This window comes from Flavobacterium kayseriense, assembly GCF_014305095.1.
GTDB lineage: Bacteria > Bacteroidota > Bacteroidia > Flavobacteriales > Flavobacteriaceae > Flavobacterium > Flavobacterium kayseriense.
On the sequence record NZ_JACRUI010000004.1, the window covers coordinates 399,174 to 421,690 of the forward strand.

Annotated in this window: 20 protein-coding genes; 10 read left to right on the forward strand and 10 right to left on the reverse strand. The window is 34.9% G+C overall.

Translation table 11 applies throughout. From position 1 onward, the window contains the following. Window positions 1-282: 282 nt before the first annotated feature. On the forward strand, window positions 283-2,544 hold the full coding sequence (gene katG, locus H8R22_RS13030; protein ID WP_187010825.1) for a catalase/peroxidase HPI: 2,262 nt from the start codon (window positions 283-285) through the stop codon (window positions 2,542-2,544). Between the two features lie 301 nt (window positions 2,545-2,845). On the opposite strand, the gene H8R22_RS13035 is transcribed toward katG, so the two are convergent. Continuing rightward, window positions 2,846-3,508 carry a TrmH family RNA methyltransferase gene (locus tag H8R22_RS13035; protein WP_187010826.1) on the reverse strand — a complete coding sequence of 221 codons (663 nt, stop codon included), beginning with the start codon at window positions 3,506-3,508 and terminating at the stop codon, window positions 2,846-2,848. A gap of 41 nt (window positions 3,509-3,549) precedes the next feature. Beyond that, window positions 3,550-3,921 (reverse strand): hypothetical protein, encoded by a 372-nt coding sequence (locus H8R22_RS13040; RefSeq protein ID WP_187010827.1) that lies wholly within the window; start codon window positions 3,919-3,921, stop codon window positions 3,550-3,552. A 97-nt stretch (window positions 3,922-4,018) separates the two neighbouring features. On the opposite strand from H8R22_RS13040, the gene H8R22_RS13045 reads away from it, so the two are divergent. The 3 genes from H8R22_RS13045 (at window position 4,019) to H8R22_RS13055 (ending at window position 8,616) form a co-directional block, all read left to right on the forward strand. Further along, window positions 4,019-4,711: an SIR2 family NAD-dependent protein deacylase gene (locus H8R22_RS13045; RefSeq protein ID WP_187010828.1), complete on the forward strand. Its 693-nt coding sequence runs from the start codon at window positions 4,019-4,021 to the stop codon at window positions 4,709-4,711. Between the two features lie 67 nt (window positions 4,712-4,778). Beyond that, the gene (purB, locus tag H8R22_RS13050; RefSeq protein WP_187010829.1) at window positions 4,779-6,125 is read left to right on the forward strand and encodes an adenylosuccinate lyase; all 1,347 of its coding nucleotides are present in this window, start codon (window positions 4,779-4,781) and stop codon (window positions 6,123-6,125) included. Between the two features lie 253 nt (window positions 6,126-6,378). Further along, complete coding sequence (locus tag H8R22_RS13055) at window positions 6,379-8,616, forward strand: cation:proton antiporter domain-containing protein (protein WP_187010830.1); 2,238 nt, start codon at window positions 6,379-6,381, stop codon at window positions 8,614-8,616. Between the two features lie 118 nt (window positions 8,617-8,734). Here H8R22_RS13055 and H8R22_RS13060 read toward each other — a convergent pair whose 3' ends face one another. After that, a complete protein-coding gene (locus H8R22_RS13060) occupies window positions 8,735-10,801 on the reverse strand; it encodes a tetratricopeptide repeat-containing sensor histidine kinase (RefSeq protein WP_187010831.1) in 2,067 nt (688 codons plus the stop codon). Window positions 10,802-11,047: 246 nt separating this feature from the next. Between H8R22_RS13060 and H8R22_RS13065 the strand changes: the two genes are divergently transcribed. The 3 genes from H8R22_RS13065 to H8R22_RS13075 all read left to right on the forward strand — a co-directional run bounded on the left by H8R22_RS13065 (window position 11,048) and on the right by H8R22_RS13075 (window position 12,717). Beyond that, a complete protein-coding gene (locus tag H8R22_RS13065; RefSeq protein ID WP_222616925.1) occupies window positions 11,048-11,443 on the forward strand; it encodes a hypothetical protein in 396 nt (131 codons plus the stop codon). A gap of 195 nt (window positions 11,444-11,638) precedes the next feature. Further along, window positions 11,639-11,806 carry a hypothetical protein gene (locus H8R22_RS13070; RefSeq protein ID WP_187010832.1) on the forward strand — a complete coding sequence of 56 codons (168 nt, stop codon included), beginning with the start codon at window positions 11,639-11,641 and terminating at the stop codon, window positions 11,804-11,806. An 80-nt stretch (window positions 11,807-11,886) separates the two neighbouring features. Continuing rightward, on the forward strand, window positions 11,887-12,717 hold the full coding sequence (locus tag H8R22_RS13075) for an alpha/beta hydrolase (RefSeq protein WP_187010833.1): 831 nt from the start codon (window positions 11,887-11,889) through the stop codon (window positions 12,715-12,717). A gap of 75 nt (window positions 12,718-12,792) precedes the next feature. Here H8R22_RS13075 and guaB read toward each other — a convergent pair whose 3' ends face one another. The 5 genes from guaB to H8R22_RS13100 all read right to left on the reverse strand — a co-directional run bounded on the left by guaB (window position 12,793) and on the right by H8R22_RS13100 (window position 18,589). Then, window positions 12,793-14,265: an IMP dehydrogenase gene (gene guaB / locus H8R22_RS13080; protein ID WP_187010834.1), complete on the reverse strand. Its 1,473-nt coding sequence runs from the start codon at window positions 14,263-14,265 to the stop codon at window positions 12,793-12,795. A gap of 273 nt (window positions 14,266-14,538) precedes the next feature. Continuing rightward, the gene (locus H8R22_RS13085; RefSeq protein ID WP_187010835.1) at window positions 14,539-15,939 is read right to left on the reverse strand and encodes a DUF5723 family protein; all 1,401 of its coding nucleotides are present in this window, start codon (window positions 15,937-15,939) and stop codon (window positions 14,539-14,541) included. Next, complete coding sequence (locus H8R22_RS13090; RefSeq protein ID WP_187010836.1) at window positions 15,936-16,487, reverse strand: hypothetical protein; 552 nt, start codon at window positions 16,485-16,487, stop codon at window positions 15,936-15,938. The genes H8R22_RS13085 and H8R22_RS13090 overlap by 4 nt, the downstream gene beginning before the upstream one ends. Before the next feature lie 94 nt (window positions 16,488-16,581). Further along, entirely contained in the window at window positions 16,582-17,445 is an 864-nt protein-coding gene (locus tag H8R22_RS13095) for a hydroxymethylglutaryl-CoA lyase (RefSeq protein ID WP_187010837.1), read from the reverse strand. Window positions 17,446-17,569: 124 nt separating this feature from the next. Then, a complete protein-coding gene (locus tag H8R22_RS13100) occupies window positions 17,570-18,589 on the reverse strand; it encodes a quinone-dependent dihydroorotate dehydrogenase (protein ID WP_187010838.1) in 1,020 nt (339 codons plus the stop codon). Window positions 18,590-18,737: 148 nt separating this feature from the next. On the opposite strand from H8R22_RS13100, the gene H8R22_RS13105 reads away from it, so the two are divergent. From H8R22_RS13105 to H8R22_RS13115, 3 genes are all read left to right on the forward strand, one after another. Continuing rightward, window positions 18,738-19,274, forward strand: coding sequence for a phosphoglycerate mutase family protein (locus tag H8R22_RS13105; RefSeq protein WP_187010839.1), 537 nt, complete (start codon window positions 18,738-18,740; stop codon window positions 19,272-19,274). Between the two features lie 98 nt (window positions 19,275-19,372). Further along, window positions 19,373-20,644 (forward strand): peptidase T, encoded by a 1,272-nt coding sequence (pepT, locus tag H8R22_RS13110; protein WP_187010840.1) that lies wholly within the window; start codon window positions 19,373-19,375, stop codon window positions 20,642-20,644. Further along, on the forward strand, window positions 20,645-21,232 hold the full coding sequence (locus H8R22_RS13115; protein ID WP_187010841.1) for a YdeI/OmpD-associated family protein: 588 nt from the start codon (window positions 20,645-20,647) through the stop codon (window positions 21,230-21,232). It abuts the gene before it with no gap. A gap of 49 nt (window positions 21,233-21,281) precedes the next feature. Here the strand turns inward: H8R22_RS13115 and yajC are convergent, their stop codons facing one another. Both yajC and nusB read right to left on the reverse strand, forming a co-directional pair. After that, entirely contained in the window at window positions 21,282-21,554 is a 273-nt protein-coding gene (yajC, locus tag H8R22_RS13120) for a preprotein translocase subunit YajC (RefSeq protein WP_187010842.1), read from the reverse strand. A 30-nt stretch (window positions 21,555-21,584) separates the two neighbouring features. Next, window positions 21,585-22,496 (reverse strand): transcription antitermination factor NusB, encoded by a 912-nt coding sequence (nusB, locus tag H8R22_RS13125; RefSeq protein WP_187010886.1) that lies wholly within the window; start codon window positions 22,494-22,496, stop codon window positions 21,585-21,587. Window positions 22,497-22,517: the final 21 nt, after the last annotated feature.

A 22,517-nucleotide genomic window follows, 5' to 3' on the forward strand; every position in this document is an offset into this window, starting at 1 on the left:
TTTGCTATTGCTAAATAACCTATAAAGTAGTATCGCCTAACTGCTAAAAAAATCATAATTACACAAAATCAGACACTTACCTCTACCCCTATTTCATCAATTTTCGTTACTTTTGATAGGAGGCCAAAATATAAGACATATATTTAAACTATGGATTAAAAAACCGTTATAGTTTTTTACTATCGCTTAATAAAATATCAAGATTACTACTTACCCAATCAAAGACACTAATAGTGTAGATTTGTTAAAAGAAAACGATAACCAACTCATAAAATTTTAAATATGGAAAATAATACAAACAACGAGCAAGGTAAATGTCCGGTAAACCACGGACAAGCTCCTGCACCTGACGGAACAACAATAGTAGAAGGCAATCATTCTCATTCTGCATCAGCAGGTAAGTGTCCTGTAATGCACGGTTCAAATACAGGAAATCAAGCAGCAGTTACAAGTTGGTGGCCTAATGCACTTAATTTGGATATTTTACACCAAAATGACACGAAACTTAATCCGCTAGGAAAAGACTTTAATTATCACGAAGAGCTAAAGAAATTAGACATTGATGCCTTAAAAAAAGATGTTCATGCTTTAATGACAGATAGCCAAGATTGGTGGCCTGCAGATTGGGGACATTACGGAGGATTGATGATTCGTCTTAGTTGGCACGTTGCTGGGTCATACCGAACTTTTGATGGTCGTGGTGGAGGTGGAACTGGAAACCAACGTTTTGCCCCATTGAACTCTTGGCCAGACAACGCTAGTTTAGACAAAGCCAGAAGACTTTTATGGCCTATCAAGAAAAAATACGGAAACAAACTTAGCTGGGCTGATTTAATGGTTCTAGCTGGTACTATCGCCTACGAGAGCATGGGTTTAAAAACCTTTGGGTTCGCATTCGGACGTCCAGATATTTGGAGCCCAGAAATCGATATTTATTGGGGATCTGAAACAGAATGGTTAGCTCCAAGTGAGCAACGTTATACTGACTTAGAAGACCCATCTACAATGGAAAAACCATTAGCTTCTGTGCATATGGGTTTAATTTATGTAAACCCAGAAGGAGTAAACGGTCAACCAAACCCACTAAAAACAGCTGCCCACATACGTGAAACTTTTCTTAGAATGGCAATGAATGATGAGGAAACTGCTGCATTAACAGCGGGAGGTCACACCGTTGGTAAAGCACACGGTAATGGTGATGCAAGCATTTTAGGAGAATCTCCAGAAGGCGGACCAATAGAAGAGCAAGGTTTTGGATGGAGCAACCCTACAAGAACAGGAAAAGGCCGAGATGCAGTAACCAGCGGAATAGAAGGCGCTTGGACAACTAACCCTACAAAATGGGATGGTGGTTATTTCGAAATGTTATTCAACCATGAATGGGAACTAGTAAAAAGCCCAGCAGGCGCTTGGCAATACGAACCCGTAAGTATCAAGGACGAAGATAAACCAGTAGATGTGGAGGATCCAAGTATTCGTTTGAACCCAATGATGACAGATGCAGATATGGCTATGAAAGTAGACCCAATCTACAGAGAAATTTCATTGAAATTCATGAACGATCAGGAGTATTTCTCTGATGTATTTGCACGTGCTTGGTTTAAATTAACACACAGAGACATGGGACCAAAAGCAAGATATTTTGGAACTGATGTACCACAAGAAGATTTAATCTGGCAAGACCCAATTCCTGCAGGAAATAAAAATTATGACGTAGACGGTTTAAAAAATAAAATCGCTGCATCTGGATTATCTATGCAAGACATGATCAATACAGCTTGGGATAGTGCACGTACGTACCGTGGATCAGATATGCGTGGTGGAGCGAATGGTGCGCGTATTCGTTTAGCACCTCAAAAAGACTGGGAAGGAAATGAACCACAACGTTTAGCTTATGTATTATCTGTTCTTGAGCCCATCGCTGCTGAATTTGGCGCTAGTGTTGCTGATACGATTGTTTTAGCTGGTAACCTAGGTGTAGAACAAGCAGCAAAAGCAGCTGGATTTCCAACTACTGTTCCATTTACAGTTGGACGTGGAGACGCCACTGCTGAAATGACTGACGCAGAGTCATTTGATCCACTGGAACCAATATCAGATGGATACCGTAACTATAATCAAAAAGATTACACTATAAGCCCTGAAGAAATGATGTTAGATCGTTCCCAACTTATGGGATTAACAGCGCCAGAAATGACGGTTCTTGTAGGAGGGATGAGAGTTCTTGGAACTAACTATGGTAACACTAAACATGGTGTCTTCACCAACTCAATAGGTGCGTTAACTACTGATTTCTTTGTGAACTTAACTGATATGGGGAATAGCTGGAAACCAACAACAGAAGGCTTGTATGATATTTGTGATCGTAGAACTGGAGTTGTTAAATGGACTGCTACACGCATGGATTTAGTATTTGGTTCTAACTCTATCTTGCGTTCTTATGCTGAAGTATATGCTCAAGACGATAGTAAAGAAAAATTTGTTAATGATTTTATTACAGCTTGGACTAAGGTTATGAATGCGGATCGCTTTGATGTAAAATAAATCAAAAAGCCTACTTAATCTAAGGCGACTATAATGACAAAATCCCCAACTACAATTGTAATTGGGGATTTTTTATGTTGACTTGATTATATTTATGAACTAATGTTGCATGTTATAAAACTTATAGATGCTTGCATTCTTAATATGCCTAATCCATCTATTTGTTAAAGCATTCCTTTACATGTTTTTTTTATAAGGTGACAGTAGGAGCTTACTATACTCGCTACCCTACTCCCATAAAACATAGCATTTTCAGTCAGTACTACAACTACTATCTATGACAAAAATTAAAACACAAATCTTATCGCGGGTTTTCTTCAAAATAACGTGCTTCGATTCTTTTGATATCTTTAATCGAACTTTTGGCCCAAGCCAATCTCTTAACTAACATCTCCTCATCTGTTAAATGCCAGTCAATGGTCGATCGTCGCAATCTATTCGTCAAGTTTTGAATGATAATCGCTGCAGAAACGGAAATATTCAAGCTCTCCGTAAAACCCACCATTGGAATTTTTAAAAAACCATCTGCACGTTGCATAATCTCTTCTGACAGTCCATCTCGCTCCGTACCAAAAAACAAAGCACTTGGTTTAGTAATATCAAAATCCTCTAGTAAGCAATCATCTTCATGAGGGGTTGTGGCTATGATTTGGTAGCCTTTGCTTTTTACAGAATCAAGACAACTTTTTACCGAATCGAATGTATTGATATCAACCCATTTTTGGGCACCCATGGCAATTTCTTTGTCAATACTTTTTCCGTAGCGTTCCTCGATAACATTAAGTTCTTGAATACCAAAAACCTCACAACTGCGCATCACGGCACTAGCGTTGTGCATTTGAAAAATATCCTCTACAGCAATTGTAAAATGATTCGTTCGGTTTTCTAGTACATTTAAAAAGCGCTCCTTGCGGTTATCTGTTAAAATATTTTCAAGAAATTCGAGATACTCTAAGTCAATCATATTTGTTTTATTTGCTGCAAAACTAGGAAAAAGAATCAGTTTTACTTGTCAAACAACGAATTCATCACCTGTAAAAATACAGCTTCGCCTAAACTTGTTTTTTTTACATCAGGAAAAATTGGTTCTTTCTCATAGCTCTTCATTTCATTCCCCAACAAGCGACTTGTATTTGCCATAGAATAATAAGACTTTGTATTCAATCTAAAGACATTTAATCCCGGCATGGGGTGATAAAGAGAAAACGGTGTTTCTAGTTTTGAAAAATCAAAAGATATTTTATTAACTTCAAAATGACTGACATTTAAGTGTAAAAAAACGTCCTCAAATTTTGGGGCATGCAAAGAAGAATTAGTATTTTGGGACAATAAAACTGAACTGCTCATAAATAAGAAAAGGAGATATATTTTATTCATCGCATTTTGTTTTAAAAGTAATTTACAAACAAATTTATAGAATACATTCTGATTAAAGCATAAATTCGTAAATAAAAAAGACAATTTAAACATTCAAATGAAAAAGAAATTAGTGGTTTTGACGGGAGCTGGAATTAGCGCCGAGAGTGGTATTAAGACTTTTCGTGACAGTGACGGACTTTGGGAAGGACATAATGTAATGGAGGTCGCTACGCCTGAAGGTTGGCATAAAAATCCTGCCTTAGTACTGGATTTTTACAACCAAAGGCGCAAACAACTCAAGGAAGTTAATCCCAATGCTGCTCATTATATCTTGGCCGAATTAGAGCATGACTTTGATGTGCAGATCATTACGCAAAACGTAGATGACTTACATAAACGCGCTGGGAGCACCAATGTTTTGCATCTGCATGGTGAGTTATTAAAAGTACGAAGCACCCAAAATCCAAATTACATTCTAGATTGGACCGAGGATTTGAATTTTGGCGATTGTGACAAAAATAAACAGCAATTGCGTCCGCATATCGTTTGGTTTGGCGAGGAAGTTCCAGCACTTGAAGAAGCTGTTGAACTTACTGAAACCGCTGATTATTTTGCAGTCATTGGAACCTCCTTACAAGTATATCCCGCCGCAGGGCTAATCGATTTTACAAAAGCTACAACTCCTGTTTACTACATTGATCCCAAACCAATCAAAATCCCGAATTTAAGGAATCCCTTGTATGTAATTCCCGAAATTGCTTCAGAAGGAATGAAGCAGTTAAAAAAGGAACTTTTGGATTTAATTTAAAAACTATTCCTTTTCGATATTGCCCTTAATGCTTTACATTTGTGCTTTTACAACAAATAACACAACAATGACTACTTTAAACGAATTGAATGCTATTTCGCCAATCGATGGACGATATAGAAGTAAAACTGTTTCTCTAGCTCCCTTTTTCTCTGAAGAAGCTTTAATCAAATACCGCGTATTAGTTGAAATCGAATATTTTATTGCTTTGTGCGAATTACCATTGCCACAACTTGCGGATGTTAAAACCGATTTGTTTGAAAGTTTGCGTGCTATTTATAAAAACTTTACTACTGAGGATGCCCTTTGGATCAAAGAAACAGAGAAAGTAACAAACCACGATGTAAAAGCGGTAGAGTACTTTATAAAGGATAAATTTGAAAAGTTAGGATTATCACAATATAAAGAATTCATTCATTTTGGACTGACATCACAAGACATAAACAATACAGCTATTCCGCTTTCTACAAAAGAAGCTTTTGAGAGCGTATATATGCCATCCTTAATTGGATTAATTGCTAAATTAAAAGAATTAAGTGTCGAGTGGGCAAACATTCCGTTGCTTGCGCGTACGCACGGACAACCAGCCTCACCTACTCGATTGGGTAAGGAAATTGGCGTTTTTGTAGAGCGTTTAGAGGAGCAAATGCGATTATTGTTTCATGTCCCTTTTGCAGCCAAATTTGGAGGAGCAACTGGAAATTACAATGCTCACCATGTTGCGTATCCGCAAATTGATTGGAAAGAATTTGGAGGCAAGTTCGTAGGTGACACTTTAGGATTACACCACTCTTTTCCGACGACACAAATTGAACATTACGACCATTTTGCAGCGTTTTTTGATGCTTTAAAAAGAATCAATACTATTGTTATTGATCTTGACAGAGATATTTGGACGTATGTATCAATGGAATATTTTAAACAAAAAATAAAAGCAGGTGAAATAGGATCATCGGCTATGCCCCATAAAGTAAACCCAATTGATTTTGAAAACTCAGAGGGGAATTTGGGAATTGCTAATGCTATTTTTGAACACCTTTCGGCTAAGTTACCTATCTCTCGTTTGCAACGTGACTTGACGGATAGTACCGTTTTGAGAAACATAGGAGTACCTATGGGACACACTATTATTTCATTTGAAGCGACTTTGAAAGGGTTGAATAAATTACTATTAAACGAGTCTAAATTTCATGAAGATTTAGAAAAAAACTGGGCTGTAGTAGCTGAAGCAATTCAAACGATATTGCGTCGTGAAGGATATCCAAACCCGTACGAAGCTTTAAAAGGCTTGACCAGAACAAATGAAGCCATTACAAAAGCATCCATTCACGAGTTCATAGGAACACTAGAAGTATCCGAAGCTATAAAAAACGAATTACTGCAAATTACTCCTAGCAATTTCTTAGGAATTTAAAAAGCAGATTGAAATACGTAAAAAAAGCTATCTTTATCGATAGCTTTTTTTTTAAGAGAGTAATAAATTTCTCTTAGAAAAAATATAATTAACCAAAGCATAGCCCAGATTGGAATGGAAAGCCTAGCAGAAAAAAAACTATTTTTATGGCTTATGGCAGAGTGACCAACGGAAACTCCTGACATTGCCTAATAAAAAAGTTTTTTGACTAAAAGCTTGAAGTGAAAAGCTGGAATAGCTACAAATAAAAAATATGAGTACTGCAGCAACTGTAGCCGAAGCTACCACCCATTTGGAACCATTAATAAGCGACTTAGGGCTAATCCTAATGACTGCAGGTATTGCTGTACTTTTATTTAAAAAAATAAAGCAACCACTAGTTCTAGGATACTTAATTGCTGGATTTCTCGCTGGGAATCATTTTGATTTTTTCCCTTCGGTCAAAGATCTTAAAAGCGTCGAAGTATGGGCAGAAATTGGTGTAATCGTGCTACTATTTAGCCTTGGGCTTGAGTTTAGTTTTAAAAAATTAATGAAAGTTGGGGGCACCGCCTCCATCACGGCCGTTACCCAGATTATTGTCATGGTATTGATGGGCTTTCTTGTGGGGACCTGGATGGGGTGGAAACAAATGGATTCTATTTTCCTGGGTGTGATTCTCTCAATTTCCTCGACCACTATTATTTTAAAAACATTTGATGAGCTTGGAGTAAAAGCACAAAAATTTGCAGGTATAGTTATAGGCTCGCTGATTGTACAAGATATTGTTGCTATTTTGATGATGGTATTGCTATCTACAGTAGCTGTTAGCCAACAGTTTTCGGGTAGTGAATTACTGTATTCTGTCTTGAAATTAATCTTTTTCTTGACCGCTTGGTTTATTGGAGGTATCTTTTTTATACCGACATTATTAAAAAAAGCAAAGCACTTATTGACTGATGAGATGTTACTAATTATATCCCTTGCTTTGTGCTTAATGATGGTAATTCTGGCATCAAATGTTGGGTTTTCTCCTGCTTTAGGAGCGTTTATCATGGGATCTATCATTGCTGAAACTACACAAGCGGAACGAATTGAGCACTTGATCAAACCTGTCAAGGATCTATTTGGGGCTGTATTTTTTGTATCTGTAGGGATGTTAATTGATCCTACTACTCTTGTAGAATATGCTTTGCCTGTAGCGATTTTGACATTGGTTGTTATTTTTGGACAATCCATAAGTTCAACTATTGGTGCCTTAATATCAGGGCAACCTTTAAAGCAATCCGTTCAAACAGGAATGAGTTTGTCACAAATAGGGGAATTCTCTTTTATTATTGCAACGCTTGGAATGACAATGAATGTGACGAGTTCCTTTTTATATCCTGTAGTGGTAGCTGTATCGGCTGTAACAACTTTTACTACACCATTTATGGTAAAACTAGCAGTGCCGTTTTCAGGCTATTTAGAAAAGGCACTTCCTCGTAGATGGACCAAACGCATTGAGCGATATAGCTCTAATGCTCAAGCAATTCGATCTGTGAGTACGTGGCAAATCGTAATCAGGACTCACTTATTGCAGATTGTTTTACATACGATTATCATTACTTCAATTATCCTCATTTCTAGTAAATACATATTGCCTTTAGTAGAATCATCAAAATTCGGAAATGCAATTGCTGCACTAATCACAATAATAGTAATTGCTCCTTTTTTATGGGCATTGTCCTTACGTCGTGTTGCTGTAAAAGAAGTAGAAATACTATACAAGGAAAGAAAGTATAGAGGTCCAATCCTGATGCTAATTTTCTTTAGAATGGGGCTTGCTGTTTTTTATATTGGTTTTCTTTTAAATATATTTTTCTCCCCTACCGTTGCTTTTATCGCTTTAGTTTTTGCAATTGCTATCTATGCCTTTTTCCCAAAGAAACTGCACAAGCAATACCACAAAATAGAAAGTCACTTTCTAAAAAACCTAAACGACAGAGAAGAGAAAAAAATTGATCGCCGTTATGCCAATCTTACCCCTTGGGATGGCCATATGAGCACCTTTACCATTGCTAAAGAATCCAATTTAGCGGGGCAAACCTTGAGAGAAGTTCGTATTAGAGAACTCATGGGGGTAAACATTGCTTTTATCAAGCGGGGAGAAATCATGATTCAAATTCCTAATAAAACAGAAAGACTTTTCCCTGGAGATGAGATTTGTGTTATTGGATCAGATGAGCAAGTGAAAGAATTTGCACAATTTTTAAGAAAGCATGAAATCGAAGTTCCAAAGAAAGTTACTAATGAAGTAATTTTAAAGCAAATTGAGCTCCAAAACGAAGACTTTATAGGACAAAGTATTGGACAGTCAAAACTTCGTGAACTCACGAACGGATTAGTTGTAGGGATAGAACGAAATGGTAAGCGTTTACTCAATCCTGAGTCGAACATAATACTCGAAAGAAATGACATTTTGTGGATAGTAGGTAATAATAAGTTGATGAACACCCTGTTTAAAGAGTAAATTCTGGTAAATTGTATTGCTGAATTTTTGAACACACTGATTACAATTACCTTCGAACAGTGATGCAATTAGTACTATTATTGAATAGTATATATCAAGTGATTTTACATATCCATTTCTATTCGGCAGTAGGCAATTGTATATAAAATGTACTACCCTTACCTTCCAAACTATTTACTCTAATATGACCATTATGTTCAGTAACGACATGCTTGCAAAAGGACAAGCCAAGACCATAAGAGGGTTCGCCACTGGTCCCAATTCGTTTAAAAGTGTCGCTACCATCAAATAGCGAAACCAATTGATCCGAGGCAATTCCTACGCCTTGATCTTTTATAGCGATGATGACTACATTGTTTTCTTGCGTAACTGATATTTTAATTTTTGATCCAGGCAAACTAAATTTAATAGCATTTACTACAAGATTATTAATAACTCTTTTAAATCTTCCGCTATCTAAATTGACTAAAATCTCATTCTCAGGTAGATCAGTTAAAACTCTGATTTGTTTCTTTAAGCCTAATATTTCTAATAAAGGTATACATTCAATAATAAAACTATTAATTCCAATATTCCTTTTTAGTTCATAGGATGTGGGATCTGAACTTGATTTTAGCGTTTCATCAACAAGCCCTAATGCAGTATTACAAGAATCTTTCATTAACGTCATTAATGTACTTCGTTCGGTTTCGTTCTCTTCCTCCTCTATCAATGTCGTCACCATGCTCATGCAAGCTAATGGAGCTCTCAAATCATGGGCTACTAACTTTATCAATTTCTCCTTAGCTGAAGTGCTTTCAGACAAAGACATAAAAGCAAATTCAAGTTCCCCATTTTGAGTAAGAATCGTTCCCATTAATTTATTTAATTTAGAAACATTTTTCTTTGAAGTTCTCCAACTAATCCAAATAAATACAAGAAAAGCAGTAGCTACAATTGCTATAAAAATGGTGATAAAAAGATATAAATTTTTAAGGCTATTTTCGGCCTTCAAATTCTCTGCATTACGTTGGTCTTCAAATAAAGCATATTGATCCGCTAAGTCAATTTGGTTATCTGCAATATCAGTTGCTAACCACTGTTCCTTTTTATTGTGAAAAGATTCTAAATATTTATAAGCCTCTACTCTATTTCCCCCTTGCACATAGTACTGCCACATTACCCTGTTCCACTCTACTTCACCTTTCTTTGTACTGACTTTATCAAAAGAACTCTTAATTTTGTTAAGAGCAACGAAGGCGCTGTCCATTTTTTTCTCACTTAATAACAATTCTGCCAAACTAATATAGCTTAGCTGAGCATTAGCAATATCATAAGTAGCCCTCATATTAATGTTTACATTCTTTGTATACGCCTCTTTAGCAAGAGCTAATTTTCCTTTTTCTTGATAAACATTTCCGATATTCCCATAAATAACGCCTTTAGCTTCTTCGTTCGATTTTTTTTTATTCGTGTATTTAGAGGAGTTCGATTGCACATATTGTAGTGCTTTATCGTAATAGGAACCTGCGCTGTCATAATTTTTTAAATGAAAATAACATAAACCGATATTTGATAAAATTTCTTGTTTCCGGTAGTAGTTATCAAAGCTATCCTCACAATTGCCAATTTCAATTAATGCTTGACTGAAATTCAATCTGGCATCTTCAAAGAAACCTTGCTTGTAATAAATCATACCAATCCTATAACTATAATCAGATTTAATACAATTATCAAAATATTTTAAACCAAATTGTCTCGCCTTATAGTAAAAGTAAAAAGCCTCGTTAAACTTATTTTGACTGTAATACACATCTCCTTTGCCAAGGTACGCCATCGCAAAGTCATCTTTATGTTTTTTTGGATCTTGATCTCTTACTAAAACAAAGGCAGAATCGGCATAGCGGTGCGCAGTTTGATAATCTTTAATGATAACTTCATAAAAATATTTCTTGTAATCGTAAATTTTAACTTTCGAAGATAGAGTTAGATTAGAATTTGCAACTACAGAATCAATTTTATACAAATGATTAAGAGCATAATCCTCTGCTTTATTATACTTAAATATAAAAGATTTATCAATTTCCGTTTTACCTACTTCATTAAAAAAATCAAGACTTTTATCTTTGTGAAAATAAAAAAAAACTCCTGACAAAAATAAAAGTATAGAAAAAACCAAGAAAATTTTTGTTTGAGTGTTTTTCATTACTACTAAATATACAGCAAATATAGCATAACTACATAAAAAAGGATAGCCCAAATATAAAGTTAATTTATTTGCAAATTGTTCTTATTTTTCTTATCTTTAAAGGACTGATTGAGTCTATTGCCATACAGATAAATTTGTTAATCTGTTAAAAATTATTTTATGATTAATGAAAAGTAAATTACAAACAGTCGAGGTAAATTTCCCAGACCTGTAACGGAGGAAAAAAATCAAATTTATAAAAAGATGAAAAAAATACAATACTTTATAGCAGCTGCATTGATAGTTATTCTAAGTGCATGTGGATCTACTGCAAAGTTTCCAACATCAACAGTTACACCGGCAGCAGAAATAGTTGCAAAAACTTCAACAGACAAAAACAACAATACTACAATTGAAGTTACCGCTAAAAATCTAGCTAGTGCAGAACGACTTGATCCACCAAAAAGCAGCTATGTTGTGTGGATAACCACAGAAGATAATGGGACAAAAAACATTGGATTATTGTATAGTAAAAACGGACAAAAAGCTGTTTTAAAAACAAGTACTCCATTCAAAGTAAAAGAAATCTATATTACAGCTGAAGATTCAGGAAATATCTCTTATCCTTCAGGAATTGAGATATCTAGAACATCATTCTAGTTGTATGAATGCTTGTTTTTAGCTTATACGAAATAAACAGTCAACTAACTTGGCTACCATACGCTAAATCAGGGAAGCTTATACGATTAATTATTGATTGCGTTACTTTCCTTTAAAATTAGTAAATGGGGCTATAGCAAAGCGAGTTTTTTCAAATGGAAAAACTCGCTTTTTAAGATCACAAATAGACGTAATATGTCAAAAGATAAAATAGTAGGAGCAGTTTTACTTATTATTGGTTTACTGTTCAACTTTTCTGCAATAGAATTTAAAGGTCTTGGTTTTTTAGCTGGTGCTATTTGCGCAACGGGAATTGGACTATTTCTATTTGACTTTAAAATTTTTAAAAAAACAAATAAGTAAAACAAATTAACTCAAGTAATTTACAATTGCTAAAATGATTTAACCCAAAACACTCTAGAGTAAACGTAAAAAAAAGATTTATGGAACGTTCAAAATTACTTGTAATTTGTTTAGCATTATTTATATTGAATTCATCGTGGGCGCAAACAGAATTAAAATTAAGTAATTCCCTGCCTATAACGATTGGAGAAACACGAGAATTCAAGTCGGATATTTTAAAGGAAAACCGTATTCTAAATATATACTTACCACCAAGCTATAGTACTGAATCAACTAAAAAGTACCCAGTAATTTATTTACTTGATGGATCATTAGACGAGGATTTCATACATATTGTAGGCTTAGTTCAATTTGGCTCTTTTTCATGGATTAACATGCTTCCAGAAACAATAATTGTTGGAATTGCGAATACCGATCGAAAAAGGGATTTCACTTTTCCAAGCAAAGTTCAAAAGGATAAAAACGACTTTCCTACTACTGGAAAATCAGCTGATTTCATTCAGTTCATTGAGAAAGAATTACAACCTTATATCGATAGTAACTTCCGGACCTCATCAAGTAGAACACTGATTGGTCAATCTCTCGGTGGATTACTAGCCACAGAAATTTTGTTTAAAAAGCCAACTCTTTTTGACAATTATATTATTGTCAGTCCAAGCTTGTGGTGGGACAACGAATCGCTGATAGCAATGCAAGCAACAAGCTATTCTTCTAAAAAATCAGTATATATTGCTGTGGGGAAAGAGGGAGATGTTATGGAACGAACTGCAAAAGCGTTGTATGACAAAATAAACGGACAAAAAAAGAATAGCACAACTGTTTACTTTTCTTTTTTTGAAAAACAAAATCACGGCGACGCTTTGCACTTAGCTGTGTATGATGCTTTTGAAAAACTCTTCAAAAAAGAATAATAAGCGTTCCTATGCATAAAAAAGGCTGTCTAAATAGTTATTTTAGACAGCCTTACTTATTTTATATCATAGTCCTTATCTAGAATAATTAGGAGCTTCCTTAGTAATTGTTACATTGTGCGGGTGACTTTCATTGATTCCACTAGCAGTAATACGAACAAAACGTCCTGTTTCTTGCAAAGTTGGAATGTCTTTTGAGCCACAGTAACCCATTCCTGCACGAAGACCACCAATGAACTGTAACATACTTTCATTTAATTCTCCTTTGTAAGGAACACGGCCTACGATTCCTTCTGGAACTAGTTTTTTCACATCATCTTCAACATCTTGAAAATAACGGTCTTTAGAACCTGTTTCCATTGCTTCAACAGACCCCATCCCACGGTAGGATTTAAATTTTCTACCTTCAAAAATAATAGTTTCACCCGGAGATTCTTTTGTTCCGGCTAAAAGCGAACCTAGCATTACACAGTCGGCTCCTGCGGCTAAAGCCTTAGGAATATCACCGGTGTAACGAATACCACCATCGGCAATAACGGGAACACCAGTTCCTTTTAATGCTGCAGCGACTTCTAAAACTGCTGAGAATTGAGGAAACCCAACACCTGCAACGATACGAGTGGTACAAATTGAACCAGGTCCTATTCCTACTTTTACTCCATCAGCTCCATTTTCTACTAAAAATAATGCTGCCTCCGGCGTCGCAATATTACCTACAATAACATCTATTTGAGGGAATTTGGTTTTTACTTCTTTCAAGGTATTTACCACTCCTTGTGTGTGGCCGTGAGCTGTATCAATAATAATAGCGTCTACACCTGCATTTACTAATGCTTCTGCTCTTTCTACTGCATCACCAGTTACACCTATAGCAGCTGCAACTCGTAATCGACCGTAAACATCTTTATTAGCAATAGGTTTTTGAGTTAATTTAGTGATGTCTCTAAAAGTGATTAAACCTACTAATTTATTATCATCATTCACTACAGGTAGTTTTTCGATTTTATGACCTTGAAGCACCACCTCTGCTTGTTCAAGTGAAGTACCCTCAGCAACTGTGATAAGGTTCTCCTTTGTCATTACCTCAATAATAGGTCTTGAGTTTACTTTCTCGAAACGTAAATCTCTATTCGTTACAATACCTTTCAACTTTTGATTTTCATCAACGATTGGAATTCCACCAATTCCGTATTCTTTCATGGCACTTTTTGCATCGGCTACTGTAGAGGTAAGCGGTAAAGTAACAGGATCTATTATCATTCCAGACTCTGCACGTTTCACTTTACGTACTTTGGCAGCTTGTTGCTCAATAGTCATGTTTTTATGCAAAACACCTATTCCTCCTTCTTGAGCCATAGCAATAGCCATAGAAGATTCTGTTACTGTATCCATAGCTGCGGATACAATAGGAACATTAAGCGTTATATTTCGTGAAAATTTTGATTTGATACTTACTTCGCGGGGAAGCACATTCGAGTAGTTTGGTACTAGTAAAACATCATCGTAAGTTAGACCTTCGCCGATAATCTTGGAGTTGTGTGCTATCATGGTGCAATTTCTTGTTGAATTGCGTGCAAATATACAAAATTATCTTGAATAGTTCTAAAATGAATTTCAATAATAAAGAAGCAGCTGTATTGACTGCTATTTCAAGCCTTAAAGCCCTAGCCCAGATAGTAATGGAAAGCCACAATAATTAGAATCCTTCCTTTTTATAGCGTGTAAAAAGCGACCAAAGGAAGCTCTTTTACAAGTATTTAAAAAGAGGATTTTAATGGAGTGCTTGCAATGAATAGCTGGAAGAAGCTTCTTAAATATAAATTAAGGAGGATCATTACTGTCTTTAAAAACAAAATTAAAACCAAATTGTAAAGACAAACTATTGGCTTTGGAGAGATCTCGGTATTCTAATAGATTGTCTGCTAAAACATACATATTAAATTTACCTGCATTTACTGCCATGCCTAAACCTATATTGCTCGAGGAATAGGAATCGACAGTGTAGGTTGCTTTTAAATCTAACCCTTTTATCACGCGGTGTCTAACATAGCCAGTAAGTGCCATTAGAGGTGCTCGAGGTGCCGTCATTACAAATAATTGTGCTCCCACTGCCGTTTTATAAGCATCATCATCAGCGCTGCAACTACAATCCTCTCGTCCTTGATTATTATTGAAGGAGTACTGATAAGAGGCATTAAATTTCATGGGTCTCCACGTAGTGTATTTGTTATAGAGCGTATCTAAGGGAATTGCATCATTAAACTCATCGTATATGTTTTTTGGCACATTAGCATCTGTAAAGTTGGGATTTACTCCTTCATATTGATACATTCCTTTATAGGTATAAGTTTCGACATCTTTACTGTGCGAAACAAATCCAATATCGACTAGACTGGCAGTAAGTTGCTTGTTTTTTTGAGGATAATAGGTAAACCCCACATCAAAACCTAAGCCCAAATCACCCCCAAATAATGCTTTTTTCCTAATATCGGCAACGACATCTCCTTCATAATCCTCATCTAGATATTTAGAAATTCCACTCGTATTTAATTGCATATCGGCATAAATGACTTGGTCGTAAAATGTAGTAGTACCGGGAGTTGTCAAGATATAACCCGAGTTTTTTGTAGAAGTAGCATTAAAAGGACTTGAATAGATTTTTGCTCTTGCTCCTAGAATTAATTTCTCATTTATATCTTTATGATAACCAACGTGAAGTACCGATACCATTTCGGCTTTTAAATTTAGATCTCCCAGATTAAAAGAGCGACCTAAATAATCGCGATTACCGTCTAAAGCCAATATGGCAATATCTCTAGGAACATAACTAATAAAGTCGAACTCTTGGTAAATACCAAAGGAGATATACCCTTTATTTTCCATCCAATCACCCAATTTAAAACCGCCACTAAAAAGTTCTATTTGCTCATTAACCGTTACTTTATCATTACGCGAGGCATTGTAAACGACAGATCGTAATTTAGTATTAAAATCAATACCATTATTAGCAAATAAATCATAAGCTGAAAATCCTGATGAACCTACTTGAAAGGATACTCCTGAGAGTAAAGGAATACCGAAATAATATTTATATTTTACATCGGCACCAGGGTTAGTCATTAAAGACTGCGGAATGGGTGTAAAGTTATACAACAGCTGTTTGTTTTGAGCGACGGTGAAGAAACTCGAAAATAGGATTACAAATAAGTATATTTTTCTCATTGTATCACTAAATAAACTGTTGCACTAGACCTTAATTTTAAATTCCCTGTACTATTTACAGTTAGTGGAGCACCCGGATTTTTAACTATTGCGAAACCTAATCTAGTTGTTTGTTTGAGTAGGTCTAACTTAGTATTTTCAAAAACATCTGTATCAGTGATCGTGTTGGGAACACCCGTGTAGGCAGGAATAGTGATTCTTTTTACATATAGGACCTGATCATTTTGATCAAATAAAATAATATCAATGCTAAATGATCTAGCGATGGTGTTGTCAACTTCAAAAAAGAAGTCCACTTTTCTTAAATAACTTTTAAAGTATTTATCTCTAAAGACATCAAAATTTTGTGCATCAAAAGCAATATCGCGCTCTAAACCATTTACAATAAATTCGTTGGCCTGAATATCAAAATAAGAGAGATTCGCGATGTAGGTAGGCTCTAGCTTTACATCATTAACTTGATTGAAATCCAGGTCGCTCGAGCATGAAGTATTAAAAAGAATTAATGTAAAAATTCCAATAAAGGCGATACAACGGTGGTATTTCATTTTAATATATAATTGAAAAAATTATTTGACTACTATGAAAACGCATTACTAAAACTCTTATTGCCTAAAACAACAAAGCTGTAATACATGAGAATTAATGAAATTCGCCAAACAACTTGGAAGCTTCATTGTAGGCACTTTCAAAACTCAATGGGTTCAAATTAGTTTCTACTTTATTTGCTGTAAAATAAGATAGTAATTTTTCAGTAGGCATGTTCCCTGTCAAATCGTCTTTAGCCATTGGGCAACCACCAAAACCCTGAATTGCGCCATCATATCGCACACAACCAGCCTTGTAGGCCGCATCGATTTTCTCAAACCATTTATCAGGAGTGGTATGTAAGTGTGCTCCAAATTCGATATCTGGATATTTCGGAATCAAATTAGAAAATAAATAGCTTATCACATCAGGTGTTGAACTCCCTACAGTATCTGATAGCGAAAGAATTTTAACGCCCATATTTGACATTTTCTCGGTCCACTCGCCTACTATATCTACATTCCATGGATCTCCGTACGGATTTCCAAAGCCCATAGAAAGGTAGGCTACAACCTCTTTATTGGTTTGGTCAGCTATTTCTAAAATCTCCGTCAACGTTATTAATGATTCTGCTATTGTTTTATGTGTATTTCTCATCTGAAAATTTTCAGATATAGAAAACGGAAAACCTAAATATTGAATTTCTGCATGCTGACTAGCTAATTCGGCACCTCTAGTATTAGCAATAATCGCTAATAGCTTACTAGTGGTTTGAGATAAATCCAGTTGTGCCAAAACATCGGCAGTGTCTACCATTTGCGGAATCGCCTTCGGGGAAACAAAACTTCCAAAATCGATCGAATCAAAACCCACACGCAATAAGGATTGTATGTAAGCAACTTTTCTTTCGGTTGGAATGAAGGGCTTGATACCTTGCATGGCATCACGTGGACATTCTATAATTTTTACTGGTTTCATATATTTTCAAAGATAATAAAACAAATAAATAGGCAACGGCTAAGATTATGAAAATTTTTATAAATAAAAAAAGCATAATCTCTAATAAGAAGTACGCTTTGCTGATAATAACAAAACTATGATTTTAAAACTTATTTAAAATAGCTTTATTTATCGCCTTAACTAAAGCAGGTCCTTCATAGATAAATCCCGTGTAGAGTTGAACTAAACTAGCTCCTGCTTCTAATTTTTCGATTGCATCAGCAGCAGTATGTATTCCTCCTACTCCAATAATTGGAAATGCTTTATTACTCTTTTCAGATAAAAAACGAATAACCTCCGTAGAGCGCTTTGTTAACGGTTTTCCTGACAGTCCGCCCATTTCTGATTTATTCACTGATTGTAAACCTTCACGAGAGACTGTGGTGTTTGTTGCAATCACACCTGCAATTTTAGTATCGGCAATGATATCTATTATATCTATTAATTGCTCATTCGTTAAATCAGGAGCGATTTTTAGTAAAATTGGTTTTTGTTTTGGTTTAGCCAAATTCTTATCCTGAAGGGTCTGCAACAGTTGTGTGAGCGGCTCTTTGTCTTGCAAGGCACGTAAATTAGGTGTGTTAGGAGAACTCACATTCACCACAAAATAATCTACATAACTGTATAGTGCATCAAAACAGATTTCATAATCAGATGTGGCTTCTTCGTTTGGAGTCAGTTTGTTTTTGCCAATGTTACCTCCAATCAAAACACCGTTGTTGGCCTTTAATCGTTCTACCGCTTTAAGAACTCCGCCATTATTAAAACCCATTCGATTAATGATTGCCGAATCTTCCTTTAAACGAAACAAACGTTTTTTAGGATTCCCATCTTGACCTTTGGGTGTTAACGTACCAATTTCGATAAATCCAAAACCAAAATTAGATAGTTCCTTGTACAGCTTTGCATCCTTATCAAAACCAGCTGCTAGACCAACAGGGTTTTTAAATTTTAAACCAAAAACTTCTGTTTCTAATCGTTTATCATTAACTAAATATAGTGAACGAAAAATAGCAGAAAACCCTGGGATTTTTGAAGTAAAACGAAGTAACGAAAAAGTGAAATAATGTATTTTTTCAGGGTCGAAAAGAAAAAACAAAGGGCGAATAAGTAGCTTGTACATAGTATTGTAGTTGTGTGCTGCAAAAATAGAATTATCTAACCGATAAATAAATTATTATACTTAAAAAAACAATGAGGCTGTTAAAGAACTTATTAATCTTTATTTTTTAATTTATTAGCAATAAATTAGCAGAAATAAACATAAAACAATGAAAAAGCACCTCTCCTTACTCTTATTATTAGTGTCACTATCTTTTTTTGCTCAAAACAAAGCAGTGACTAAAGTTTACATCGTGCGTCATGCCGAAAAAATGACCGATGATCCTAAAGAAAAAGATCCTGTACTAACTGCAAAAGGAACCGAAAGAGCTAAAGCATTATCACAAATTTTAAGAAAAAAGCAGATAGAGGCTATCTACTCTACTGATTATAAACGAACAAAAGCAACAGGACAATCAACTGCAAATGACCACGAACTTAGTATTCAACCGTATGATTCACGAAATTTGAAAAAAGCGATTCCAACTATTCTAGAAAAAAATAATGGAAAAACGATACTGATAGTTGGCCATTCTAATACCGTACTAGAAACAGTTGAAGCTGCTGGCGGTGTGAAACCATTTACTACCATTGCCGATGAAGATTACAATAATTTATTTTTAGTAACAATTAAAGCAAATGGCACTGTAAAAGTAAAAGCAATGAAATATGGTGCTGAAAATAAATTAGAAGAAACAACGAAATAACCAACCCTAAAGCAGACTGTATAACGTCACTTATAAATCGAGTTTTAAAACATCAGTCTTAAGTAGTACCTTTACAGTCCTAATAAAAAAACACATTTATGCAACATATTATTGATCGTTTCATTAGTTATGTAACTATTGACACAGAATCAGATTCGAACTCAACAACAACCCCAAGTACTGCGAAACAATGGGATTTAGCCAATCAACTAGTTGACGAACTAAAAGCTATTGGTATGCAAGATGTTACCATAGACGACAAGGCTTACATCATGGCGACTTTACCGAGTAATGTCACACACGAAGTTCCAACAATAGGTTTCGTTTCTCACTTTGATACTACTCCTGATTTTACTGGAGCTAACGTAAAACCACAAATCATAACGAATTATGATGGTAAAGACATTGTATTGAATGCGGAACAAAACATCATTTTGTCACCAAGCTATTTCAAAGATTTATTGCAATACAAAGGACAAACATTAATCACAACTGACGGAACTACATTATTAGGTGCTGATGATAAAGCTGGAATCACAGAGATTGTTACTGCAATGGAATTTCTAATCAATAATCCAGATATCAAACACGGAAAAATTAGAGTAGGTTTCACACCTGATGAAGAAATTGGTCGCGGAGCACATCATTTTGATGTGGCTAAATTTGGCGCTGAATGGGCATATACCATGGACGGAAGTCAGATTGGGGAATTAGAATTTGAGAATTTTAATGCGGCTGGAGCCAAAATTACATTTAAAGGTAAAAGCGTACATCCCGGTTATGCCAAAGGTAAAATGATAAACTCCATGTTGATCGCTAACGATTTCATTAATGCGCTACCTAAAAAAGAGACACCCGAAACAACTAAAGGCTATGAAGGATTTTTTCATGTGCATCACCTAACTGGTAGCATCGAGGAAACGGTTTTAGAATTAATCATCAGAGACCATAGCAAACTCAAATTTGAGAAAAGAAAAGAATTGATTGGAAAAATTGCAGCAAAAATCAACAAGAAATTTGCAAAGCAATTTGGAGAAGATATTGTAATTACAGAAATTAAAGATCAATACTACAATATGAAGGAAAAAGTAGTTCCTGTTAAACATATCGTAGACATTGCCGAAAAAGCAATGAAAGAAGTAAACATCAAACCATTAATAAAACCTATTCGCGGTGGAACTGATGGTTGTCAGTTATCCTACAAGGGGTTACCTTGTCCTAATATTTTTGCTGGTGGACATAACTTTCATGGAAAGTACGAATACGTACCCGTAGAAAGCATGCAAAAAGCGGTAGAAGTAATAGTGAAAATTGCTGAGTTGACAGCTTTGCCTAACTTTGGTTTACCTGCTACTAAAAAGAAAAAATAAGTGGAATCATTCGAACCTAAAAAACATATTTGGGACAAAAACAATAATTGGACGGTAGAACTGAATCTACTTAAGGAAATTATTGGTCAAACTGAATTAGTAGAAACCATCAAATGGGGTGGTCCAGTTTATGTTTTAAACGGTAAAAATGTATTGGGAATAAGTGGCTTTAAAACTTATTTTGGAATTTGGTTTTACAATGGTGTTTTTTTGAAAGACGAATATAATGTTCTAGTTAATGCACAAAAAGGCGTTACTAAATCCTTGCGCCAATGGCGGTTCCAACATATAGAAGAAATACATCAAGAAATCATTTTACTTTATATCAAAGAAGCTATCACTAATGAAAAATCAGGAAAAAGTAGCAAGCCTCAAAAAAAAGCCACTCTTCTTTCAGTAGAATTAAATACTGAATTAAGTAACGATTCGAATTTGTCGAAAGCGTTTGAAAGCTTTACAATTGCGAAACAACAAGAATTTGTAGAGTATATAATAACTGCAAAAAGACAGGAAACTAAAAACGCTCGAATAGAGAAAATAAAGCCTATGATTTTACAAAACAAAGGTTTAAATGATAAGTATAAATAAAAAAGAGTCCCACTATTAATGGGACTCTTTGTATTTACTATCTAAAAAATTATTTCTTAGCTACTGCTGCACTCATCTCTAAAGAAATTGCAGAACGCTCCATTTTTAATTTTCCTGCCATAGTTTCGATTACTACTGTAGTTTCAGCAAGTTCAGCAACTTTACCATGAAGACCACTTTTAGTAACGATTTTATCGCCAACTTTTAATGTGCTTTCAAATTCCTTTTCATTTTTAGCTCTTTTTTGTTGAGGTCTAATCATGAAGAAATAGATTACTACAAACATTAGTAAAAACGGTGCAAATTGAGTTAATTGTTCCATAATTTTAATTCTCTTTTTTATTTATTAGTCTTACATTAAACCGCGACCGGCTTTAATTAATTTTTTATTAGCTTCTAGTTCTTTTACTAAGTTATCTAGAATACCGTTGATAAAAATACTACTTTTAGGTGTAGAATACTCTTTGGCTAGTTCTAAATATTCGTTTAAAGTAACTTTTACCGGAATTGATGGGAATTTTAAAAATTCGCAAATAGCCATTTTCAAAATAATAGTATCCACTTCAGCAATACGGTCACTATCCCAGTTAGGTGTCTTGTCTTCAAATTCTTTTGCCAAAGCAGCTTCATTTAAGACTGTTTTTCTAAACAAATCTTTTACAAAATCCTTATCCTCAGCATCTTTGTATACTTTTGGTACTCTAAAATTATCATCTTCGATAGGCTTCATCGCTCTCAACTGTTTGATAATATGCGTGTTTACCATTGGAATATCATCGATCCAAGTTAACTTATCATCCTCAAGAAATTCATATAATTTTTCGTTTGGAACGATAATTTCCATGAATAGATCTCCAATAAGTTGTCTGTCTTCTTCAAAAGAACTAGATGAGTTATTCATGTATTCTTGGTAAAAGGTACTCTCTTTGATTGCGTTTAAGAGCAATACAATGTAGTCCTCGTGTAAATGCCAAGCATCAATTTTACGTGTTTCTAGAGCAATGCTTAAAGAATTGTTTTCTGCAAGAATTTCGAAAATACGATTTTTAATAAATTTTTCGTTTGGCTTGCGTTCTGCAGGAGTTGCAAGATGTTTTAAACTTGATTTATGCAAAAACTCAGTTTCTTTTTTGCAAATTTCCATTAAGGAAGAAATCATTGTAAGGTATAAATCCTGAATATTATCGATACTATGAAAAAGAAACTTTTCTTCTTTTTCTAAATTATCTGAACCATTTTGATGCATCGCATAAATGGATTGCATAACCTTAACGCGAATGTGTCT